Source organism: Pseudonocardia sp. T1-2H, from assembly GCF_038039215.1.
Classification (GTDB): Bacteria; Actinomycetota; Actinomycetes; order Mycobacteriales; family Pseudonocardiaceae; genus Pseudonocardia.
In genome coordinates, this window is the sequence record NZ_JBBPCL010000001.1 from 4,803,127 (window position 1) to 4,822,322 (window position 19,196).

The window sequence follows — 19,196 nt, forward strand, 5'->3', positions numbered from 1 at the left end:
GGCCTAGAGAGCGTCGGCCTTCAGCATGTCCGCGCACTTCTCGCCGACCATCATCGTGGTGATGTTCGGGTTGATCGCGGGCAGGAACGGCAGCACGGACGCGTCCGCGACCCGCAGCCCCTCGACCCCCCGGACCCGCAGCTGCGGGTCCAGCGGGGCCGTCGGGTCCGTCGCCGGACCCATCTTCACGGTGCACGCCGGGTGGTAGACGGTGTTGTGGGTCTTGAGGATGTAGTCGATCAGCTCGTCGTCGGTCACCGCGTCGGGCCCCGGGGCGAGCTCGCGGGCGATCCAGTCCTTGAGCGCGGGCTGCTCGCCGATCCTCCGGGCGAGCTTGACCCCGGCGAGCATCACGCCCATGTCGTGGTCCTCGGGGTCGGTGAAGTAGCGCGGGTCGACCCTGGCCCGGTCCCGGAAGTCCCGGCTGCGCAGCCGCACCGTGCCCCGCGAGCGCCCACGGGTCACGTTCGGGGTGAGGCAGAAGCCGTTGTCCGTGGTCGGGTAGCCCCAGCGCACCGTGTTCAGGTCGAAGGGCACCGAGCCGTAGTGCATCATCAGGTCGGGCCGGTCGAGGTCCGGGGTCGTCCGGCTGAACAGCCCGATCTCCCACCACTGCGTCGAGTGGTCGACCATCGGCCGCGCGGCCTCCCACATCACCAGGCCCTCGACGTGGTCGTCGAGGTTGGAGCCGACGCCGGGGGCGTCGACCAGGACGTCGATCCCGAACTCCCGCAGGTGCTCGGCCGGGCCGATGCCGGAGAGCATCAGCAGTTTCGGGGTGTCGATCGCGCCGGCGGAGAGGACGACCTCGCGGCGCGCGTCCACCCGCATCCGGCCCGGCCCGATCCCCTCCTGGTACTCGACGCCGCTCGCCCGGCGGTCCGCGTCGAAGAGCACCCGGGAGGCCCACGCCGCGGTGCGGATCTCCAGGTTGTGCCGGGTCCCCAGGATCGGGTGCAGGTAGGCGTGCGACGACGACATCCGGACGTTGTCCGGTGAGGCGTTGATCTGGAAGAACCCGGCGCCCTCGACGATCGTGACGCCCTCGTTGAACCGTACGGTCGGCAGGCCCACAGCGGCGGCCGCCTCCAGCACCGCCACCCCGCAGGGGTCGTCGGGCGGGATCTGGCGCAGGTTCACCGGGCCGGTGCGGCCATGGCCCTCCCACGGTCCGTCGTTGGTCTCCAGGCGTCGGATGAGCGGCCAGCACTCGTCGGCGCTCCAGCCGGTGCAGCCCTGCGCCGCCCACTCGTCGAGGTCCTCGCGCGGGGTCCAGAACGCGATGCACGAGTTGTGCGAGGAGCAGCCGCCGAGGACCTTCGCGCGGGCGTGGCGCAGGAAGCTGTTGCCGCGCTCCTGCGGTTCGACGAGGTAGTCCCAGTCGTATCCGGAGTCGAGGAGCTCCATCCAGTCCTCGAGCCGCAGGATTGCCGGGTCCCCCACGTCGGACGGGCCGGCCTCCAGCAGGCACACGGTCACGGCCGGGTCCTCGGACAGCCGGGCGGCCAGCGCGCAGCCGGCCGACCCGCCGCCGACGACGACGTAGTCGAAGATCGCTTCGGTCACGTGTGCTCCCGAGGGACGGTGGGATCGACGGCGAGCGCCTCGGCCATGTGTTCCGGGAGGACGCCGACGTGGTGCCGCCCGCGCAACCGGTACCACAGCAGGCCCGCCAGCGCGACGATCCCGACGAACACGAAGGCGATCCACCGCAGGTACCAGGGGCCGTCCCCGTAGACCTCCGAGCGGGGCCAGGCGAGGTTGAGCGCCATCAGCGATCCCCACAGGACCGCCAGCACGTTGACCGGCAGGCCCCACCGGCCCAGCGAGAAGTAGCGCCTGCCGCTCGTGTCCGGGACCGGCCACCTGCCCCGCAGCCTGCTGATCAACATGGGCAGGGTGACCAGCAGGTACGCCAGGTAGACCATGATGATCGCGACGCTGGTGACCGCCGTGAAGATCTCCGGCGTGCGGATGTTGACCACCAGGATCAGGACCGCGACCGCACCGATCAGCACGGCGGGCACGATCGGGGTCTTGTGTCTCGGGTCGATCTTCGCCAGCGTCGCCCCGGCAGGCAGCGCGTTGTCCCTCGCCATCGCGAACATCATCCGGATCGCCGCGGTGTGCACCGCGAGCACGCACACCGTGATGGCGATGGCGATGCAGATCAGCAGCACCTTGCCGAGCGTGCCCCCGAGCACCAGCAGGACGATGTACTGCAACCCTCCGTCCTTCTCCCGATCCTCGGGTCGGCGAGGTCGGGTGCGGCGAGGATGCCGAACATCAGGATCAGTCCGCCCAGCACGAACGAGGCCACGATGGCGCGCAGGATCGCCCTGGGCGCGGTGCGCCGGGGATCGACCGTCTCCTCGCCGAGCGAGGCCGCCGTGTCGAAGCCGTACATGACGTAGGCGGACGCGAGCGCCGCGATCAGGAAGGCGCCGAAGTAGCCGAGCGGCATCCCCGCGCCCTTGTCCTGCGTGTCGAACAGGACGGTCGGCGGGTTATGGATGTTGATCGCCAGCAGCACGACGATCACCACCGCGGCGATCAGCTCGATGAACACGCCAGTGCTGTTGATCCGGGCCATCAGCTTGACGCCGAGTGCGTTGATCACCGTGGTGAACGTGATGAGCACGGTGCCGAGGATGACCGCGTTGATCGCGAAGTCGTACTCGCCGCTGCCGTCGCCGACGAGCTGGAAGCCGGACCAGATCTGCGGCAGTGTGATCTGGTAGGCGAGCGCCGTGGCCGAGATGCTCACGATCGAGGCGATCAGCATCATCCAGCCGGCCATCCAGGAGGTGGTCGGGCCGGCGAGGCGTTTGGACCAGTTGTAGACCGATCCGGCCACCGGGTAGCGGGCGGCCAGTTCCGCGAAGCTCAGCGCGACCATGAGCTGGCCGGCGAACACCATCGGCCAGGACCACCAGTAGGCGGGGCCGCCGAAGGAGAAGCCGAAGTAGAAGAGCTGGAACGTGCCCGTCAGGATCGAGATGTAGCTGACACCCGCCGCGAAGCTGGCGAACTTGCCGATGGATCGCTCGAGGGACTGGTTGTAGCCGAACTCCGCGAGCCCGTGCTCGCTCTCGCCCGTATCCGTGCTGTTCTCGGTCCTGCTCATCGCCTGCTACCTCCGCCTGCTGGAAGGAAAAGCGGGAACGTCACGTACGGGCCGGGTCGATCAACCCTTGAACCACCCCGACGGTTCCGGCGCGGTGTTCTGCCAGATGTGCTTGAGCTCCTGGTACTCGGCCAGCCCGGTGGGGCCGCTGCCCGGCCGTTGCCGGAACGCTTCATCCCGCCCCATTCGGCGCCCGGGACGTACGGGTGGAAGTCGTTGATCCAGACCGTCCCGTGCCGCAGCCCGTTCGCGACCCGGTGCGCCCGACCGATGTCGTTCGTCCAGACCGCGCCCGCCAGCCCGTACTCGGTGCCGTTGCCGAGTGCCAACGCCTCCTCCTCGGTGCGGAACCGCTCGACGGTCAGGATGGGCCCGAAGGTCTCCTCCCGGACTACCCGCATGTCCGTCCGGCAGTCCGCGAGGACCGTGGGCCGGTAGAAGTACCCGTTCTGCAGCTCGGGCTCCTCCGGGCGGCGCCCGCCGGCAACCAGGCGGGCCCCCTCGTCGAGCGCCGACTTCACGAAGTCCTCGATCTTCGCGAGCTGGGCCTCGGACACCAGCGGGCCCGACTCGGTCCCGGGGTCCAGGCCGTTGCCCAGCCGGATCAGCTCGGCGCGGCGGCCGATCTCCTCGACGAGCCGGTCGTGCAGCGGGTCCTCGACGATCAGCCGGGCACCGGCGGAGCAGACCTGCCCGGCGTGCAGGAACACCGCGAGCAGCGCGTAGTCCACGACGGTCTCGAAGTCCGTGTCCGCGAAGACGATGTTGGCGTTCTTGCCGCCGAGCTCCACGGCGAGCTTCTTCACCGTCTCCGCGCTCGCCCGGATGATCGACCGGCCGGTGTTCAGGCCGCCCGTGAAGGACACCATGTCGACGTCCGGGTGCTCGGTGAGCGGGGCGCCGACGCTGCGGCCGTCGCCGAGCAGCAGGTTCACCACGCCGGGCGGGAGCTCCAGCTCGGCCATCAGCTCCACGAGCTTGATCGTGGTGAGCGGGGTGACCTCGCTGGGTTTGATCACGATCGTGTTCCCGGCGGCCAGCGCGGGCGCGACCTTCCAGGACAGCTGCAGCAGCGGGTAGTTCCAGGGGGTGATCAGGACGCAGACGCCGACGGGCTCGTGCACGACCTTGGACACGATGTTCGCCTGCCCGGTGTCGACCAGCCGGCCGGCATCCTTGCCGGCGAGGTCCGCGTAGTACCGGAAGGCGTTCGCGACGTCGTCGACGTCGATCCGGCTCTCCACCAGTGTCTTGCCGGTGTCCAGTGTCTCCGTGTGCGCGATCTCCTCCTTGTCCCGCATCAGGAGCTCCGCGATCCTCCGCAGGATCGCGCCGCGTTCGGCGGCGGAGGTGGCGCGCCACGGGCCCGAGTCGAAGGCCGCCCGGGCGGCGGCCACGGCACGGTCCACGTCGTCCGGCCCGGCCTGGTCCACCTCCTGCACCACGCTCGCGTCGAAGGGGTTGATGACAGGCGCGCGTCCAGCGGACCCCGCGGTCCAGGAACCGTCGATGTAGAGGCTCGGCACGGCGTGAGGCTCCTCCGGGCCGGCAGGTCAGGTCAAGCGGAGGAGTCGCCTATAGTTCCGCCATGAGCAACACGGAGCGGCCCCGTGACTCAGGGGTGCAGTCCGTGGACCGCGCGATCTCGGTGCTCGAGATCCTGGCGCGGCACGGCGAGGCGGGCGTGAGCGAGGTCGCGCTGGAACTGGACGTGCACAAGTCCACGGCGTTCCGGCTGCTCGCAGCCCTGGAGACGCGAGGACTGGTCGAGCAGACCGTGGACCGGGGCAAGTACACCCTCGGCTTCGGGCTGATCCCGCTCGCGGGGGCGGTGTCCGGCCGGCTCGACGTGACCCGGCTCGGCCGCGAGCTGTGCGAACGGCTCGCGGTGGAGTTCGCCGAGACGGTCAACCTCGCCGTCCTGCAGGAGCAGTACGCGGTGAACGTGCACCAGGCGCGCGGGCCGTCCACCGTCCTGACCTACAACTGGATCGGCCGGATCACGCCGCTGCACTGCACGTCGAGCGGGAAGGCGCTGATCGCCTGGCTGGACCCGGCGGAGCTGGGGCACCTGCTCAAGGACGGGATCGCGGCGCCGGCCCGGTTCACCGAGCACACCCGGATCAGCCGCGAGGACATCGAGGCGGACCTCGGCCGGGTCCGCGAGCGGGGGTACGCGCTCGTCGAGGAGGAGTACGAGGTCGGGCTCAACGCCGTCGGCGCCCCGATCCGGGACCAGACCGGCGCGGTGACCGCGGCGCTCTCGGTGTCCGGCCCCGCCTACCGGCTGCCGGCCGAGCGCCTGACGGACATGGCGCCGGCGGTCGTCGACGCGGCGCACGAGATCTCCCGGCGGCTGGGCTGGTTCCCGGGCTGAGCCGCCGGTCGCGGCCTCATCGGGCCATCGCCAGCGCGTGCCGGACGGTGTCGACGACCCGTTCGGGCACCCACAGGTCGTGCCGGGTGACCCGGACGATCCGCCAACCGTCGTCGACCAGGGAGACCAGGCGTCCGGCGTCGCGCAGCACCCGGTCCGCCCGGCCGAGGTCCGAGTACTCGATCCCGATCCGCCGCTCCGGGTAGGCGAGGTCGAGCCGGATCGCGCCACCGCCGGCCGGGTCCGGGACGGCCGGGCGCACCTGCGGCGCCGGCAGCCCGGCGAGCACCAGCAGCAGCCGCAGCCGGCTCTGCATCGGCGAACCGGACCGCGGGTCCGCGAGCGCGACCACCCGGGGCAGCCGGGACCGCCCGCGCGCCCGCGGATACCGCTCGGAGAAGCTCCAGGACCTGCGCCGGGTCGAACGGCCCGACCCTCGCCAGGGCGTCCATCGCCACGACCGCCTCGGTGACGTCCGTGATCCAGCGTCCGATGTCGTAGGCCGTGCGCAGGGCGGTGGTGACCAGCGCGTCCGCGACCTGCGTGACCTCCCGGGGCGCCATCGCGTCGGAGTGCACCACCAGCCCCGGGTGCGCCCGGATCCCGCCGCGCCCGTCCGCGCGGCCGGTCAGGGTGATCTCGGCGGGGGCGCCGCGCGGGGTGCAGTCCGCGCCGAGCAGGGTCGCCGCCGAGTAGCCACACACGACCCCTCGGCCCTCGACGAGCGCGGCTGCGGCCAGGGCCGCCAGCTCCGGACCGAACTCGTCCGCCGCGCGGACGTAGACGTCCGGATGGACCCGCCGGAACCGCGGGGCCCGCAGGTCCCGCTGGGCGAGGAGACCCGCCCGCACCGCCGCCGACCCGCGGAACGCCACGGGCCACCCGAACACACCCCGGCGGGGCTCGGTACTCGCCACGCAGTGATGATCACCCGCCGACGGTGCTCACCGTGGGCGTTCGAGCGAATCCGTGGTGTGAGAATTCCGATCCGGCGAGCTCAGGCGAGCCGGTCCTGGACCCACCGGTGGAACTCGGCGATGTGGTGCTCGCTCGGCACGAGCGACCCGCCGGCGGCGTAGACCCGGCTGGACATGCCCGGCTGGGTGCGCTCGCAGGCGTCGAAGTCCTGGACGTTGACCCGGTGGAACAGCTCCACGGAGCGGTCGATGTCCGCGCCGGAGGCGATGACCTCCGGCAGGAACAGCCAGTCGACCTCGACGAGCGTGCGGTCCGTCGCGAGCGGCGTCATCCGGTGCACGATCACGTGGTCCGGCACGAGGTTCACGAACACCTGGGGCCGGATCGTGATCGCGTAGTAGCGGCGGTCCTGGCCCTCCTCGATCCCCGGGATGCGCGGATGCCCGGCGGACCCGTCGACGGTGAACCCGGCGACGTACTCGCCGAACTCCGCGCCGTGGCCCACGTAGTACTGGGCGGCGTAGCCGTCCGCGAACTCCGGCAGGACCTCGGTGAGCTCGGGGTGGATCGTCGCGCAGTGGTAGCACTCCATGAAGTTCTCGACGATCAGCTTCCAGTTCGCCGCGACGTCGTAGGAGATCCGGCGGCCGAGGGCGAGGTCCTCGATCCCGTAGTGCTCGATCGACTCGACGTCCCCGAGCCGGGTGACCACCGAGCCGATCACCTCCGTCTCGAACGACGGCGGCTCGGGCGCGAGGCAGACCCAGACGTAGCCGATCCACTCCCGCACGGCGACGGGCGCGAGGCCGTTGGCGACCCGGTCGACGTCCGGCATCGACGTCAGGTTGGGGGCGGCGACGAGTTTGCCGGACAGGTCGTAGGTCCAGGCGTGGTACGGGCACTGCAGGCTGCGCCGCACCTGCCCCTCGGGCTCCGTGCAGAGCCGCGCACCGCGGTGCCGGCACACGTTGTAGAAGGCGCGGACGGCCTGGTCCCGGCCCCTGACCAGGACGATCGACTCACGGCCCACGGTCACCGTCCGGTAGGCGCCGGGAGCGGCGAGGTCGCCGACGTGCGCCACGCAGGTCCAGCTCCGTTCGAGGATGCGGTCCTGCTCCGCGGCGAAGATCTCCGGGTCGGTGTACCAGCGGCCGCCCAACGTCGGGACGAGGCTCGAGGTGAGGGGTGGGCCGGTGGCGGGGCTGCCGGGCGCGGGGGCCGGGTCGAGCGTGGTCATGGCGTCTCCGCAGGCGCTGGGTGGTTCGAGTGCTGGGTGGTTCGATGTTTCCGCAGGTCGGATGCCCTTGCGCGCGGGAAACCTCGTTCTAGCGAGGTTTCCCGCGCACAGGGTCAGGTGCGCAGGCGTTTGCCCTCGGGATCGAAGAGCGGCTCGGCGGCGGTGACGCCGGGGAGCCTCTCGCCGAAGTACTCGATCTGCACGGCCGTGCCGGGTTCGGCCAGGGCGGGCGGGAGCCAGGCGTAGGCGATGCTCGCGTCGATCGAGTAGCCGTAGGCCGCGCTGGTCACGTACCCGACGGGCACGTCCCCGGAGTACACCGGCTCGGCGCCCATGACGACGTGCTGCGGGTCGTCGAGCAGGACCGGCACGAGCTTCCTCCGCGGCGGCGCGCCGACCGAGGCCGATCCGACGTACGTGCCCGGCTTCACCGCGAACTCGATCCCGGCCTCGGACGGGGTGTCCTCGCTCGACATGTCCAGGCCGGACGCGCGGTAGCCCTTCTCCAGCCGCAGGCTCGTGAGGGCGCTGCGGCCGGCGGCGACGATCCCGTGCTCCTGCCCCGCCGCCCAGAGCGCATCCCAGAGGGCGAGCCCCAGATCCGCGGTCGTGTACAGCTCCCAGCCCAGCTCGCCCACGTACGAGACGCGCAGGGCGGTCACCGGGACCGCGCCGACGGTGATCCGCCGGGAGCGGAAGTACCCGAACCGCAGGTCGTTGTCGGTCAGAGCGGCGAGGACGTCCCGGGCCCGCGGGCCCCAGAGGCCCAGGCAGCAGGTGCCCGCCGTGACGTCGGCGACGTGCACGTCCGCCGGGGCGAGCCGGCGCAACCGGTCGACGTCGACCTCGCCGTTGGCGCCGACCTGGAACCGGTCCTCGGCGAGCCGGGTCACGGTCAGGTCGGAGAGCACTCCCCCGGCCGCGGTCAGCATCAGTGTGTAGACGACGGCACCGACCGACTTGTCGACGTCGCCCGAGGTCAGACCCTGCAGGAAGGCGCACGCCCCGGGCCCGGACACCTCGACGCGGGTCAGCGGCGTCATGTCGTAGAGGGCCACCCGCTCGCGGGTCGCCAGCGCCTCGGCCCCCGCGATCGGGGACCACCAGCGCGACGCCCACTCCCCACGGCCGGGAATGCGCCCGACCTCGGGCAGCGCGGCGTTGGCCTCGAACCACAGCGGCCGCTCCCAGCCCGCGGCCTCGCCGAACACGGCGCCGAGCTCCACCTGGCGCGCGTGGAACGGGCTGACGCGCAGCGGGCGCGGCGAGGCGGGCGGGTCCAGCGGGTGCAGGATGTCGTAGACCTCGACGAAGTTCCGCGCGCTCCGCTCGGCCACGTAGGCCGGGCTGCGCTGGGCCTCGGTGAAGCGGTTGAGGTCGCACCCGTGGACGTCGAACTCGGGGTGGCCGTCGACCAGCCACTGCGCCATCGCCCGGGCGACGCCGCAGGAGTGCGTCACCCACACCGCCTCGGCCACCCAGTAGCCGCGCAGGCCGGGGTGCTCGCCGAGCAGCGGCATGCCGTCGGCGGTGAAGGAGAAGACGCCGTTGAAGCCGTCCGCGATCTCCGTGCCGTTCAGCGCCGGGAGCAGGGCCCGCGCGTCGTCCCAGGACGGGGCGAAGTCCTCCGGGGTGAAGTCCAGCGACGACGGCATGGACGTGTGCGCCGGCAGGTCCGCGGGATCCACCGGCATGGGCCGGTGCGCGTAGGAGCCGATGCCGATCCGGTCGCCGTGCTCGCGGAAGTAGAGGTCCCGGTCCTGGTGGCGCAGGATCGGGGCGCTCGCCTCCCGCACCGGGTCGGTGCGCCCGGCCAGGTCCGGGAGCGGCGTCGTGGTCACGTACTGGTGGGCCATCGGCAGCAGCGGTGTCGGCAGCCCGACCAGGGCACCGGTCAACGGGCCCCAGAAGCCGGAGCACTGCACGACGACGTCCGCTCCGAACTCGTCGGTCTCGGTGCGGACCCCGGTGACCCGGCCCTGCGCGCGTAGGACCTCGACCACGCGCTGCCCGCCGAGGAAGCGCGCGCCGCGGGAGATCGCCCGCCGCGCCTGGGCCTCGACGGCGCGGGGCGCCTTGGCCAGCCCGTCCGACGGGATGTGCAGCCCGCCGAGGATCTTCTCCTCGCCGAGCAGCGGGTGGAGGGCGGCCGCGTCGGACGCCGCCAGCACGGTGGACTCGACCCCGACCGAGGTCAGGAAGCCGTGCCTGCGGTGCAGCTCGTCGAGCCGCTCGGGGGTGGTGGCCACCTCGAGCCCGCCGACGGGGTTGAAGCACCACTTGCCGTCGACGTCGAGGCCGGAGAGCTTCTCCACCGTGTAGGAGGCGAACCGCGCCATCGTCCGCGACGGGTTCGCCTGGAACACCAGGCCCGGCGCGTGCGACGACGAGCCGCCCGGCAGGAAGAGGGCGCCGCGGTCCAGGACCGTGACGTCCGTCCAGCCGCGCTCGGTGAGCTCGTCGGCCACTGCGGCCCCGACGACCCCGGAGCCGATGACGACGACCCTCGGGATCCGCACAACCGGGGTCATGATGCGACGGTCCGGCGCGCTCCGGGCGGCAGGTACGGGACGGCCTCGGAGACCTGCACGTGCACGGCGCCGTCCTCGATCATCACCCGGTGGGTGCGGATCGGGAACTTCGCGAGCATGCCGTCGGCCTCGCCGGTGCGGAGATCGAAGATCGCCGCGTGCAGCGGGCACTCGACCGCGCAGTCCTCGACGAAGCCGTCGGCCAGCGAGGCGTCCTGGTGGGTGCAGGTGTCGTCGACCGCGTAGAGCTCACCGTCCTCGGTGTGGAACAGCGCCACGGGTGGGCTGCCGGGGACGTCGGTGAGCCGCAGGGAACCGCCTCGCGGGAGGTCGGCGAGCTGGCAGGCGTAGATCATGTCGCGTCCTAGGTGCGGGCCGGGCGAAGCGCAGTGCAGTCGCCCAAGGAGAAGCACAGGGCGAAACACTGAGCACGACACGCAACAAGGTGAGGCTCCACCGCCACCCCTGTCAAGAGCCCTGAGCCGAGCGGAAACGCTGTGCCCGAATTCGTCCCGGATAGGAAAACTGCTGGTAACACCACGAGACCGGACGGGCGACCAGCGAGGAGCCCGGTTGCCGTGGAGCGGCGGCTCAGTACCCCAGGGGCGGGCCTGCTTCAAGCCGTGACCCTGATCACCGCAGCCCGTAGGGTCGCGGCATGGCTCGCTCAGCGTTGATGCTCGGGGCGTCGGACGGCGCCCGCCTCGTCGGACAGCGGTGGTCGTGCGAGAGCGGGTCGCCACGCGCGGCCGTCGTCCTCGCCCACGGCATGGGCGAGCACTCGCTGCGCTACGACCGGCTCGGGGTCGCACTGGCGGCCGCGGGCTACGACGTGCTCGCCGTCGACCACCGGGGGCACGGGCGCACCGCGGGAATCGCCGGCAGCGCACTCGGCGACCTCGGCCCGCGTGGCTGGGACGGGCTGGTGGCGGACTACGCGCTCACCGTCCGCAGCACGCTCGGCGAGGTGGGCGTCCCGGTGGTCGCGCTGGGACACAGCATGGGGTCCTGGGCGGTGCAGCAGTACCTGCTGGAGCACTCGGACCAGGTGTCGGCCGCGGTCCTCTCCGGGACCGGGGCGCTGGACCTGCTCGCGACGATCGTCGATCCCGACGCGGAGGTGGACCTCTCCGCCTTCAACGCCCCGTTCGAGCCGGCGCGCACGGAGTACGACTGGCTCAGCCGGGACCCCGAGGAGGTCGACCAGTACGTCGCCGAACCGCTGTGCGGGTTCGGCCTGGACGGCCCGAGCGCCGCCGGGCTGTGGGCCAACGCGCAGCGGCTGGCCGATCCCGCGGCACTGGCCGCGATCCGGGACGGGTTCCCGCTCTACGTGCTGGCCGGGACCGCGGACCCGGTCAACGCGGCCCTGAAGTGGCTGGACCCGCTGGTGGAGCGGTACCGGGCCGCCGGAGTCGACGTCACGACGTCGATCTACCCGGACGGCCGGCACGAGATGTTCAACGAGACCAACCGGGACGAGGTCGTCGCGGACCTCATCCGCTGGCTGGACGGACTGACCCTGTAGCCGTCGGCACTGCAGCTCTCAGCGACGGCGGCGGCCGCGGTTCCAGCCGCCGAGGATCCCGATGGCCTCGACCATCCCGGTGGTGAACCTGCCGACGGCGCGTCCGAATCCCTTCACGGGGTCCTCCTTGTACTCGTACGTGTGCTGGGGCACCCGACAAGGTCTCAAACGGGTGACGGCCGCGCACGGACGGGACCGGCCACGGCGTGTCACCCCGCGTGACCGACGGTCGTCGCAGGTCACCCGCCCTCCGCGCGGCCGCCCCACCTCGACTCCGGAGGGTGTCCGCGCAGGTCACGTTCCGCGGCGCGATCGTCGAGCGTGCCCGAACGGGCGACGACCGGCACCTGGTCGGGGCCCGCGCCCCGACCGGTCCCGTCCCGGAGAAGATCACCGGGAGCACCGGCACCCTCGCGCGGGCGTCGCGATCGCCACCCCGGGGTGGGCGGTTCGTCGGGTTCGTGTGGTTTGCTCGTCCGTCCGAGACGAACCGGTGGAAGGCGCGAGTGGCCCACAATCGACAGGACCCGGCCGTGGAGTCCCTCGTGCTCCTCGGTGAGCAGCTGGATCGGACCCTGGCCGAGCTGCAGGCCGCCCGCGAACGCGTCGACCAGCTCCTGGAGCTGCGGACCACCGGGCACACCTGGCACGAGATCGTCGCCGCCGAGTCCCGCCCGCTCGTCATCGAGACCGTGACCCGGGCCCTGGACGATCTCGGTACGGTCGGCGGACGCTTCCGGCGGGACGAGGCCGTCGCGTTGCAGCGGGAGAACGTGAGCATCACCCGGATCGGCAAGCTGTTCGGCGTCAGCCGGCAGCGTGTGTCCGCCATCCTGCAGGAGCGCGCACGGCAGCCGGGCGAGGAGACCGCGGAGCCGGCCTGACGACGCCCGGAGCAGGCACGGCCGGGGTAACGCCCGCGGCGGTGATCGATCGGGCTAAGGTTCGGCGCAACGGGGGTTGCGGCTTGTAACCCTGGCGTGCCCTGTGCCGATATCCCCCGGCACACCACGTCCGCTCCCCGGAAAGTCCGAAAGGGTCCCGATGAACGAGCTGCCTCCCGCTCGCGCGCGGCGCGCCGTCCGGAACGCCGCGGACCGCGCCCTGCGCCTCGGCACCGTCGCGATCCGGCCGGCCGCCGCCGCGGGCCGCCCGGGCCCGGAACCGCTCGTCGCGCGCCTGAGCCGGCTCCGGCGGCAGGCCGGCGGTCCGCTCCCGGTCGAGTACCTGCGCACGACCCACGACGAGATCCTCCGGGTGATCGGCGACGGCCCCACCGGCCGCGTCCTCGAGATCGGCTGCGGCGAGGGACTGCTCACCGAACGCCTCGCCCCCGTCGCGGACGCCGTCGTGGCCGTGGACACCGCGGAGGGCCCCGTCGCCCGCGCGGCGGCCCGCTTCCACGAGAACCCGCAGGTCCGCGTCGAACGTCGAGCGCTGCCGTTCGACCGGTTCGACGGCACCTTCGACCTGATCGTCTGCGCGGACTCGCTGCACCACCTGAACCCTGCGCTGTTCCGCCGTGGCCTCGAGCACCTGCTCGCGCGGCTGCGCCCGGGCGGACGGCTGGTCCTGCTGCACCACACGGGCGGCACCGGCCGCGGGAACGCGGTTCACCACGCGGCCGCTGTCCGTGTCGGGGCCGATGCCCGTTTCGTCCACGACCACTGCCAGGCGCTCCCCGGCCTCGGGCCGGACGGCTCCGGGGTCCGGCTGGACGTGTTCCGCCGGGCCGGGGCTACCGTCTCCCCCGCTCCGGTCCGGGTGCCCGACGGCGAGGTCCCCCGTCCCCGCGGCGACGTGACGCGCCAGGACGAGGGCCGCTCCCGCACGACCGTGGCCTGAGCTCCGGAACTCCGGGGTTCGCGGCATCGAGGAGGACATCATCAGCGGGTCGTACGACTTCGTGATCGTCGGCGGCGGCTCCGCCGGACTGGTCCTGGCCAACAGGCTGAGCACCGACCCGGGCACGCGTGTGCTCGTGCTCGAGGCGGGCCGGCCGGACCACCGGTGGGACCCGATCGTCCGGGTCCCGGCGGCGCTCGCCTTCGGCTGGGGCAACCCCCGCTACGACTGGTGTTACGAGTCCGAGGCCGAGCCCGGCCTCAACGGGCGCACCCTGCACGTTCCCCGCGGGAAGCTCCTCGGCGGCTCCAGCTCCATCAACGGCATGGTCTACCAGCGCGGCAACGCGGCGGACTACGACGCGTGGGCGCAGCGCGAGGGCCTGGAGAACTGGGACTGGGCGCACTGCTCGCCGTACTTCCGCAAGCTGGAGAACCGGCTCGTCGACGGCGAGCCCGGCGGTCCGCAGCTGCTCGAGCAGGCGGATGCCGAGGGCCCGCTGTACGACGCGTTCTTCGAAGCCGTCCGGCAGGCCGGGCACGCCGTCCTGGACGACGTCAACGGCCCGCGGCAGCGCGGGTTCTCGCGGACCACCCGCACGATCCACCGCGGCCGCCGCTACTCCGCCGCCGACGCCTACCTGCACCCGATCGTCGCGAGCCGGCCCACGTTGACGATCAAGACCCGCGCCATGGTCACGGGCGTGGTCCTCGAGGGCGGCCGGGCGGTCGGCGTGCGCTACCGCGAGGGCGGCGGGCCCACCCAGGAGGTGCGCTCGGCGGAGGTCATCCTCGCCGGCGGCGCGGTGAACTCGCCGCAGCTCCTGCAGCTCTCCGGCATCGGGGACCCCGGGCACCTGGAAGGTCTCGGCATCCCGGTGCAGGCCGAGCTTCCCGGGCGTCGGCCGGAACCTGCAGGACCACCTCGACGTGCACCTGCAGCACGCGTGCAGCCAGCCGGTCTCACTCGGCCCGATGCGCAAGGCGCACAAGGTCCCCGGCATGGCCGCGGAGTGGCTGCGCCACGGCACCGGCGCCGCGGCCACCAACCACTTCGAGGCGGGCGGCTTCGCCTGCACGGCGATGGCCTCCGACGGCGTCCCGGACATGATGATGTTGTTCGCGCCGGTCGCGATGAAGTGGGCGGACTCGGAGCGGCTGCGCGGGCACGGCTACCAGGTTCACCTGTCCGTCATGCGCTCGCACAACCGCGGCACCGTCAGGATCACCAGCCGGGACCCGCTGCGGAAGCCTGCGCTCGAGGTCGGCTACCTGACCCACGACGAGGACGTGCAGCGCTGGGTCGAGGCCTTCCACGTCGCCCGGGACATCCTGGCGCAGCCGGCGTTCTCCCGGTACGAGGGCGGAGAGCTGCTTCCCGGCCCGGCCGTCCGGACGGACGCGCAGGTCGCCGAGTGGGTGCGCTCGTGGGCCCAGACCGGCCTGCACCCGACCGGCACCTGCCGGCTGGGGCTGGACGCGGAGGCGGTCACGGATCCGGACACGCTGCGTGTGCACGGGGTCGACGGGCTCCGGGTCGTCGACGCGTCGATCATCCCGGACCTGCCGAACAGCAACACCTACGCGCCCACGATGATGGTCGCGGAGAAGGCTGCGGACCTCGTCCTGGGGAACACACCGCTCGCGCCGGACGCGCCGCAGAAGCTCACGTCCGCCTGAGCCGGTGGCCGCGCTCCGGCCGTAGCCGTCGGAGCCGCATCCCGCCACGGCCAGGCCGAGCGCCAGCATCACGAACAGTTCCCCAGCCCGCCGCATCGTGTACCCCCGGGGTCGATCACGGCGTGTCGGCGGCAGCCTCGCACCGGGGAGATCGACGGAGCGGCCCATGAGACGGACCGTGACGTGGTCGTGTCCCGGGTCCGTCTGGCACAGTGGCCTGCACCCGAACCGGTGCGGAGGACGAACGTGGCCACGACGAGCAACCTCCACCTGCGGGAACCGGTCACGGTCGTCGGCGCACCGGCCGCCTCGGCGCGGGCCGCCGCGGTGGTGGTGCACGGCCGGGACCAGGATCCCGAGTACATGCTCGCCGTGCTGGACCGGGCGGGCGTCGACGACGTCGCGTACCTGCTGCCCCGCGCGGCCGGACGCAGCTGGTACCCGGGCCGGTTCATGGACCCGGAGCCCGCGAACCGACCGCACCTGGACCATGCCCTCGCGGCCGTCGAGGCCGCCGTCGACCGTGCGGCCGCCGAGGGTTTCGGGCCGGAGCGCACCGTGCTCGTCGGCTTCTCCCAGGGCGCGTGCCTGCTCTCGGAACTGCTGCTGCGCACGCCCCGCCGGTACGCGGGCGCGTCGCTGCTGACCGGCGGCTTCTTCGGACCGGCCGGCCACCGGCCCGGTCCGGGCGGCTCGCTGCAGGGCACACCGGTCGTGCTGGCGAGCAGCCGGTTCGACGCGTGGATCCCGCTGGACCGGGTGCAGGAGACGGCCGAGGTGCTGCGTGAGCGCGGCGCCGACGTCACGGTCGCGGTCTACGACGACCGCGAGCACCTCGTGAACGACGACGCCGTCGCCCGGACCCGGGCACTGCTCACGGCCGTCCGGCCCGTTCCCTGAACTCGCCGGGCGTGCAGCCCTCGACCCTGCGGAAGAGCCGGCTGAAGTGCGGCGCGTCGCCGAAGCCGCGGGCCGCGGCGAGCGCCCGGATCGGGCGCTCCGCCAGCCGCGGGTCCAGCAGATCGCGGCGGACCGCCGCGAGCCGCCGCTCCCGGATCCAGCCCGCGACCGTACGGCCCTCGGCCTCGAAGGCCTTGTGCAGCCGGCGCGGCGACACGAAGTGCGCGGCGGCGATCGTCCTCGGCCCGAGCCCGCGATCGCCGAGGTGCGCCTCGACGTAGGCGAGGACCTGCGGGAACAACGGGTCCGACGCCGGCGGCGGCTCCGGGTCGCGGGCGCCCGCGAACAGCAGCCGCGCCAGGTCGACCACGCAGTCGGCGAGGACGGCGCCGTCCGCGTCCAGGCTCCCGTCCTGCACCCGGTCCGCGAGCCCGCGGAGGAACGGGCCGGCGAGCGCCGCCGGCCCGCGCCGCCCGTCGAGGGCGACGGCCGTGTGCGCGCAGATCCTGTCCGCCTCGGCGCCGAGCATGGCCCGTGGCAGGGAGAACAGCAGCAGCTCGAACGGTCCGGCGGACTGGACCTCGTAGGGATGGGAGGTCTCGTACCCGGAGACGTCCCCCGAGCCGACGACGGCCACCCGGCCGGCCTGCTCGATGCGGAACCGGCCGCGGACGAGGTGGGTGATCTGGAGCTCCTCCGGGTCGTGCCGGGCGACGAGGCGGCGGGTCCGCTCGATGGTCGAGGCCTCGCCCTCGATCCGGTAGACGGTCAGCGGGCCGACGCCGTGGGCCCGGATCCGGCCGGTGAACGGCCCGTTCCCGGGTCTGCGCAGGGCGAGCGGATGCAGCACGCGGCCGTGCTCGGCGGCCCAGTAGTCGAACCGGTCGGGGCCGGGCACCGTGGAGGTGTCCACGATCAGGGGCATATGTGGTCGTTCTCCGGATCGGCGGGTGATCTCATCATGGCCCGTGCCACCAGGTCGCACCACTATCGTGTTGTCCGCCGCGGCACGGGTCGGACCCGCAGTTGTCCGTGCGCGCACGACCTGTCCCACGGACCTCCCGGTGGGCCTAGCGTGCGCAGGCGACCGGACGACGACCCCACCAGCGGAGGTAACCCCGTGGCCCATCTCGACGGCAGCCACCACGTGACGATGTCCGTGGGCTCGGCCCAGGAGGACGTCGACTTCCACGTCCGCACCCTCGGCCTGCGGTTCATCAAGCGCACCGTGCTCTTCGACGGCTCCACGCCGATCTACCACCTCTACTACAGCAACGCGGGTGGCGACCCGAGCGCCGTCCTGACCACGTTCCCGTTCCGGCAGGCGGGGCTGATGGGCCGACGCGGCACCAACCAGGCCCGCGAGGTCCTGCTCGCGGCGCCGTCGGGCTCGCTGGACTACTGGAGCGGGCGGCTCACCGAGCGCGGGGTCGAGGTCGCGGACGCCGAGGTGCTGGACCGCCGCCGGTTGCTGTTCCGCCACCCCTGCGGCATCGAGTACGCGCTCGTCGGCGTCGACGACGACCCGCGTGTCGGCTGGACCGAGGGCGGCGTCCCCGCCGAGTACGCGATCCACGGCATCCACGGCATCGGGGTGCACGTCACGAACCCGGAGAACATGGTGGAGTTCACCACCGGCTCGCTGGCCGCCAAGGACCTGGTCGAGGAGGGGGACCGGGTCGCCCTGCAGGTCGGCTCCGCGGCCCGCGGCGGCGCCGTCGAGCTCGTGGTCAACCGCACCGACGACCCCGGGACCTGGCGGTACGGCGAGGGCACGATCCACCACTTCGCGTGGAACGCCGAGACCCTGGAGAACCAGGACGAGCTCAAGTTCGAGATCGAGGGCCTCGGCTACACCGACATCTCCGAGCTCAAGGACCGCAAGTACTTCAAGTCCGTGTACGTCCGCAGCCCGGGCGGCGCGCTGTTCGAGCTGGCCGTCACCCACGCCGAGGGCGGCTGGACCTGCGACGAGTCCCCGAAGGAGCTCGGGAGCGCGTTCCAGCTGCCGGAGCAGTTCGAGGACCGCCGCGCCGAGCTGCTGGACCAGCTGGAGCCGATCGACGTCTGACGGGGACGGTGCGCGACATCGGGATGCCCGGGGACGGGCGCCCGCGGCTCCGCCGCCCGGCCCCGGCCGCCGGCGGAGCCGCGCCTCCCCACCTGCCGCATAACCGCGGTGCAGGCGGGTAGTCCTGTCCAATGTCCGCTCACGTCGACGACGCCCTCTGGAACGAGTTCCACCGGGTCGTGAACATGACGTCCCGAGAGCTCCAGGACTGGCTCCGGACCGACGCCGCCGGCACCGACGCCGAGGTGGAGCCCGAGCACGCCGGCACCCCCAGCGGCCAGGAGGTCCTGCGCAAGCGCCGGGCCGACCTCACCGAGCACGACGCCGACCGCATGCGGCGCGTGGTGGATCGTGTGCTCGCCGAACGCCGCGACGACCTCGAGCCGACGGCCGGCCAGCAGTACTGGCGGCGCCGGATGATGCGCATGGGGCACGACCCGCTCAAACCCGTCTGAGGCCGGGGCGGCTCCTGCCCGGGCCCCGTCGCGACCGTGCGGACATCCTCCGGGAGCGGCGGGCGGCCCGTCAGTCGCCCGGCCTGCACATCACCGGGCTCGCGCCGCGGACGAACATCTCCGCCACCTGGACCCCGTCGATCAGGATCCGGCAGGAGACCTTCGTGGCCCGGCCCGCCGCCTGGGCGATGACGAGAGCACCCGGCATCGGGCCGGCCGGGATCTGCACCTTCGTCGCCCAGGGGGCCGGGACGTGGGACAGGCTGTGCACGCCCGTCCCGTCGGCGTAGGTCACGTCGACCAGGGGTCCGTCGCTGGTCACCTCGTAGTCGACCGTGGCGAGCGCCGGAGCCGGCGTCGTGCTGGGCGCGGTGGTGGACGTCGTGCTGGGGCCCGGAGCGGCGGCGGCGGTCGGGGCGGCCGGCGCCGGCGACGGGCCGCGGTCACCGGAACGCAGGGCCACGACGAGAGCCACGCCGAGGAGCAGCACGACGGCCAGCCCGACCGCGGCCAGGACCACCCGCCGTC

The 19,196-nt window shown here is 72.8% G+C and carries 14 protein-coding genes and 3 pseudogenes; 8 read left to right on the plus strand and 9 right to left on the minus strand.

The features are described from left to right. Window positions 1–3: 3 nt before the first annotated feature. From WBK50_RS23680 to WBK50_RS23690, 3 genes and pseudogenes are all read right to left on the minus strand, one after another. Window positions 4–1,566: a GMC family oxidoreductase gene (locus WBK50_RS23680; protein ID WP_341337711.1), complete on the minus strand. Its 1,563-nt coding sequence runs from the start codon at window positions 1,564–1,566 to the stop codon at window positions 4–6. Then, window positions 1,563–3,127 (minus strand): annotated as a pseudogene (locus WBK50_RS23685) (APC family permease). The gene WBK50_RS23680 and the pseudogene WBK50_RS23685 overlap by 4 nt, the downstream one beginning before the upstream one ends. Before the next feature lie 60 nt (window positions 3,128–3,187). After that, window positions 3,188–4,653 (minus strand): annotated as a pseudogene (locus WBK50_RS23690) (aldehyde dehydrogenase family protein). A gap of 62 nt (window positions 4,654–4,715) precedes the next feature. Between WBK50_RS23690 and WBK50_RS23695 the strand changes: the two are divergent. Beyond that, window positions 4,716–5,504 (plus strand): IclR family transcriptional regulator, encoded by a 789-nt coding sequence (locus WBK50_RS23695; RefSeq protein WP_341337712.1) that lies wholly within the window; start codon window positions 4,716–4,718, stop codon window positions 5,502–5,504. A gap of 16 nt (window positions 5,505–5,520) precedes the next feature. Here the strand turns inward: WBK50_RS23695 and WBK50_RS23700 are convergent, their stop codons facing one another. The 4 genes from WBK50_RS23700 to WBK50_RS23715 form a co-directional block, all read right to left on the minus strand. After that, entirely contained in the window at window positions 5,521–5,820 is a 300-nt protein-coding gene (locus tag WBK50_RS23700) for a hypothetical protein (RefSeq protein WP_341337713.1), read from the minus strand. 681 nt (window positions 5,821–6,501) lie between these two features. Beyond that, entirely contained in the window at window positions 6,502–7,659 is a 1,158-nt protein-coding gene (locus tag WBK50_RS23705) for an aromatic ring-hydroxylating oxygenase subunit alpha (protein WP_341337714.1), read from the minus strand. 113 nt (window positions 7,660–7,772) lie between these two features. Then, window positions 7,773–10,190: a GcvT family protein gene (locus WBK50_RS23710; RefSeq protein WP_341337715.1), complete on the minus strand. Its 2,418-nt coding sequence runs from the start codon at window positions 10,188–10,190 to the stop codon at window positions 7,773–7,775. Then, complete coding sequence (locus tag WBK50_RS23715; protein ID WP_341337716.1) at window positions 10,187–10,546, minus strand: bifunctional 3-phenylpropionate/cinnamic acid dioxygenase ferredoxin subunit; 360 nt, start codon at window positions 10,544–10,546, stop codon at window positions 10,187–10,189. Before WBK50_RS23715 ends, WBK50_RS23710 begins: the two co-directional genes overlap by 4 nt. A gap of 302 nt (window positions 10,547–10,848) precedes the next feature. Here WBK50_RS23715 and WBK50_RS23720 point away from each other — a divergent pair, with 302 nt between their 5' ends. The 5 genes and pseudogenes from WBK50_RS23720 to WBK50_RS23745 all read left to right on the plus strand — a co-directional run bounded on the left by WBK50_RS23720 (window position 10,849) and on the right by WBK50_RS23745 (window position 16,142). Then, the gene (locus tag WBK50_RS23720) at window positions 10,849–11,718 is read left to right on the plus strand and encodes an alpha/beta hydrolase (protein ID WP_341337717.1); all 870 of its coding nucleotides are present in this window, start codon (window positions 10,849–10,851) and stop codon (window positions 11,716–11,718) included. A gap of 281 nt (window positions 11,719–11,999) precedes the next feature. Further along, entirely contained in the window at window positions 12,000–12,602 is a 603-nt protein-coding gene (locus tag WBK50_RS23725) for a hypothetical protein (protein ID WP_341337718.1), read from the plus strand. A gap of 160 nt (window positions 12,603–12,762) precedes the next feature. Then, window positions 12,763–13,563, plus strand: coding sequence for a class I SAM-dependent methyltransferase (locus WBK50_RS23730; RefSeq protein WP_341337719.1), 801 nt, complete (start codon window positions 12,763–12,765; stop codon window positions 13,561–13,563). Window positions 13,564–13,600: 37 nt separating this feature from the next. Beyond that, window positions 13,601–15,242, plus strand: a pseudogene (locus WBK50_RS35365) (choline dehydrogenase). A gap of 246 nt (window positions 15,243–15,488) precedes the next feature. After that, entirely contained in the window at window positions 15,489–16,142 is a 654-nt protein-coding gene (locus WBK50_RS23745) for an alpha/beta hydrolase (RefSeq protein ID WP_341337721.1), read from the plus strand. Here the strand turns inward: WBK50_RS23745 and WBK50_RS23750 are convergent. Further along, the gene (locus tag WBK50_RS23750; protein WP_341337722.1) at window positions 16,117–17,067 is read right to left on the minus strand and encodes an AraC-like ligand-binding domain-containing protein; all 951 of its coding nucleotides are present in this window, start codon (window positions 17,065–17,067) and stop codon (window positions 16,117–16,119) included. The genes WBK50_RS23745 and WBK50_RS23750 overlap by 26 nt on opposite strands. A gap of 195 nt (window positions 17,068–17,262) precedes the next feature. On the opposite strand from WBK50_RS23750, the gene WBK50_RS23755 reads away from it, so the two are divergent. Beyond that, complete coding sequence (locus WBK50_RS23755; protein ID WP_341337723.1) at window positions 17,263–18,213, plus strand: ring-cleaving dioxygenase; 951 nt, start codon at window positions 17,263–17,265, stop codon at window positions 18,211–18,213. Between the two features lie 131 nt (window positions 18,214–18,344). Further along, window positions 18,345–18,668 carry a DUF3140 domain-containing protein gene (locus tag WBK50_RS23760; RefSeq protein ID WP_341337724.1) on the plus strand — a complete coding sequence of 108 codons (324 nt, stop codon included), beginning with the start codon at window positions 18,345–18,347 and terminating at the stop codon, window positions 18,666–18,668. A 70-nt stretch (window positions 18,669–18,738) separates the two neighbouring features. Here the strand turns inward: WBK50_RS23760 and WBK50_RS23765 are convergent, their stop codons facing one another. Further along, the gene (locus WBK50_RS23765) at window positions 18,739–19,188 is read right to left on the minus strand and encodes an MmpS family transport accessory protein (RefSeq protein WP_341337725.1); all 450 of its coding nucleotides are present in this window, start codon (window positions 19,186–19,188) and stop codon (window positions 18,739–18,741) included. Window positions 19,189–19,196 lie beyond the last annotated feature (8 nt).

Coding starts and splice junctions, on each gene's coding strand:
- WBK50_RS23695 (WP_341337712.1), top strand. CDS start 4,716: ATGAGCAACACGGAGCGGCCCCGTGACTCAGGGGTGCAGTCCGTGGAC.
- WBK50_RS23700 (WP_341337713.1), bottom strand. CDS start 5,820: ATGCAGAGCCGGCTGCGGCTGCTGCTGGTGCTCGCCGGGCTGCCGGCG.
- WBK50_RS23705 (WP_341337714.1), bottom strand. CDS start 7,659: ATGACCACGCTCGACCCGGCCCCCGCGCCCGGCAGCCCCGCCACCGGC.
- WBK50_RS23710 (WP_341337715.1), bottom strand. CDS start 10,190: ATGACCCCGGTTGTGCGGATCCCGAGGGTCGTCGTCATCGGCTCCGGG.
- WBK50_RS23715 (WP_341337716.1), bottom strand. CDS start 10,546: ATGATCTACGCCTGCCAGCTCGCCGACCTCCCGCGAGGCGGTTCCCTG.
- WBK50_RS23720 (WP_341337717.1), top strand. CDS start 10,849: ATGGCTCGCTCAGCGTTGATGCTCGGGGCGTCGGACGGCGCCCGCCTC.
- WBK50_RS23730 (WP_341337719.1), top strand. CDS start 12,763: ATGAACGAGCTGCCTCCCGCTCGCGCGCGGCGCGCCGTCCGGAACGCC.
- WBK50_RS23750 (WP_341337722.1), bottom strand. CDS start 17,067: ATGCCCCTGATCGTGGACACCTCCACGGTGCCCGGCCCCGACCGGTTC.
- WBK50_RS23760 (WP_341337724.1), top strand. CDS start 18,345: ATGTCCGCTCACGTCGACGACGCCCTCTGGAACGAGTTCCACCGGGTC.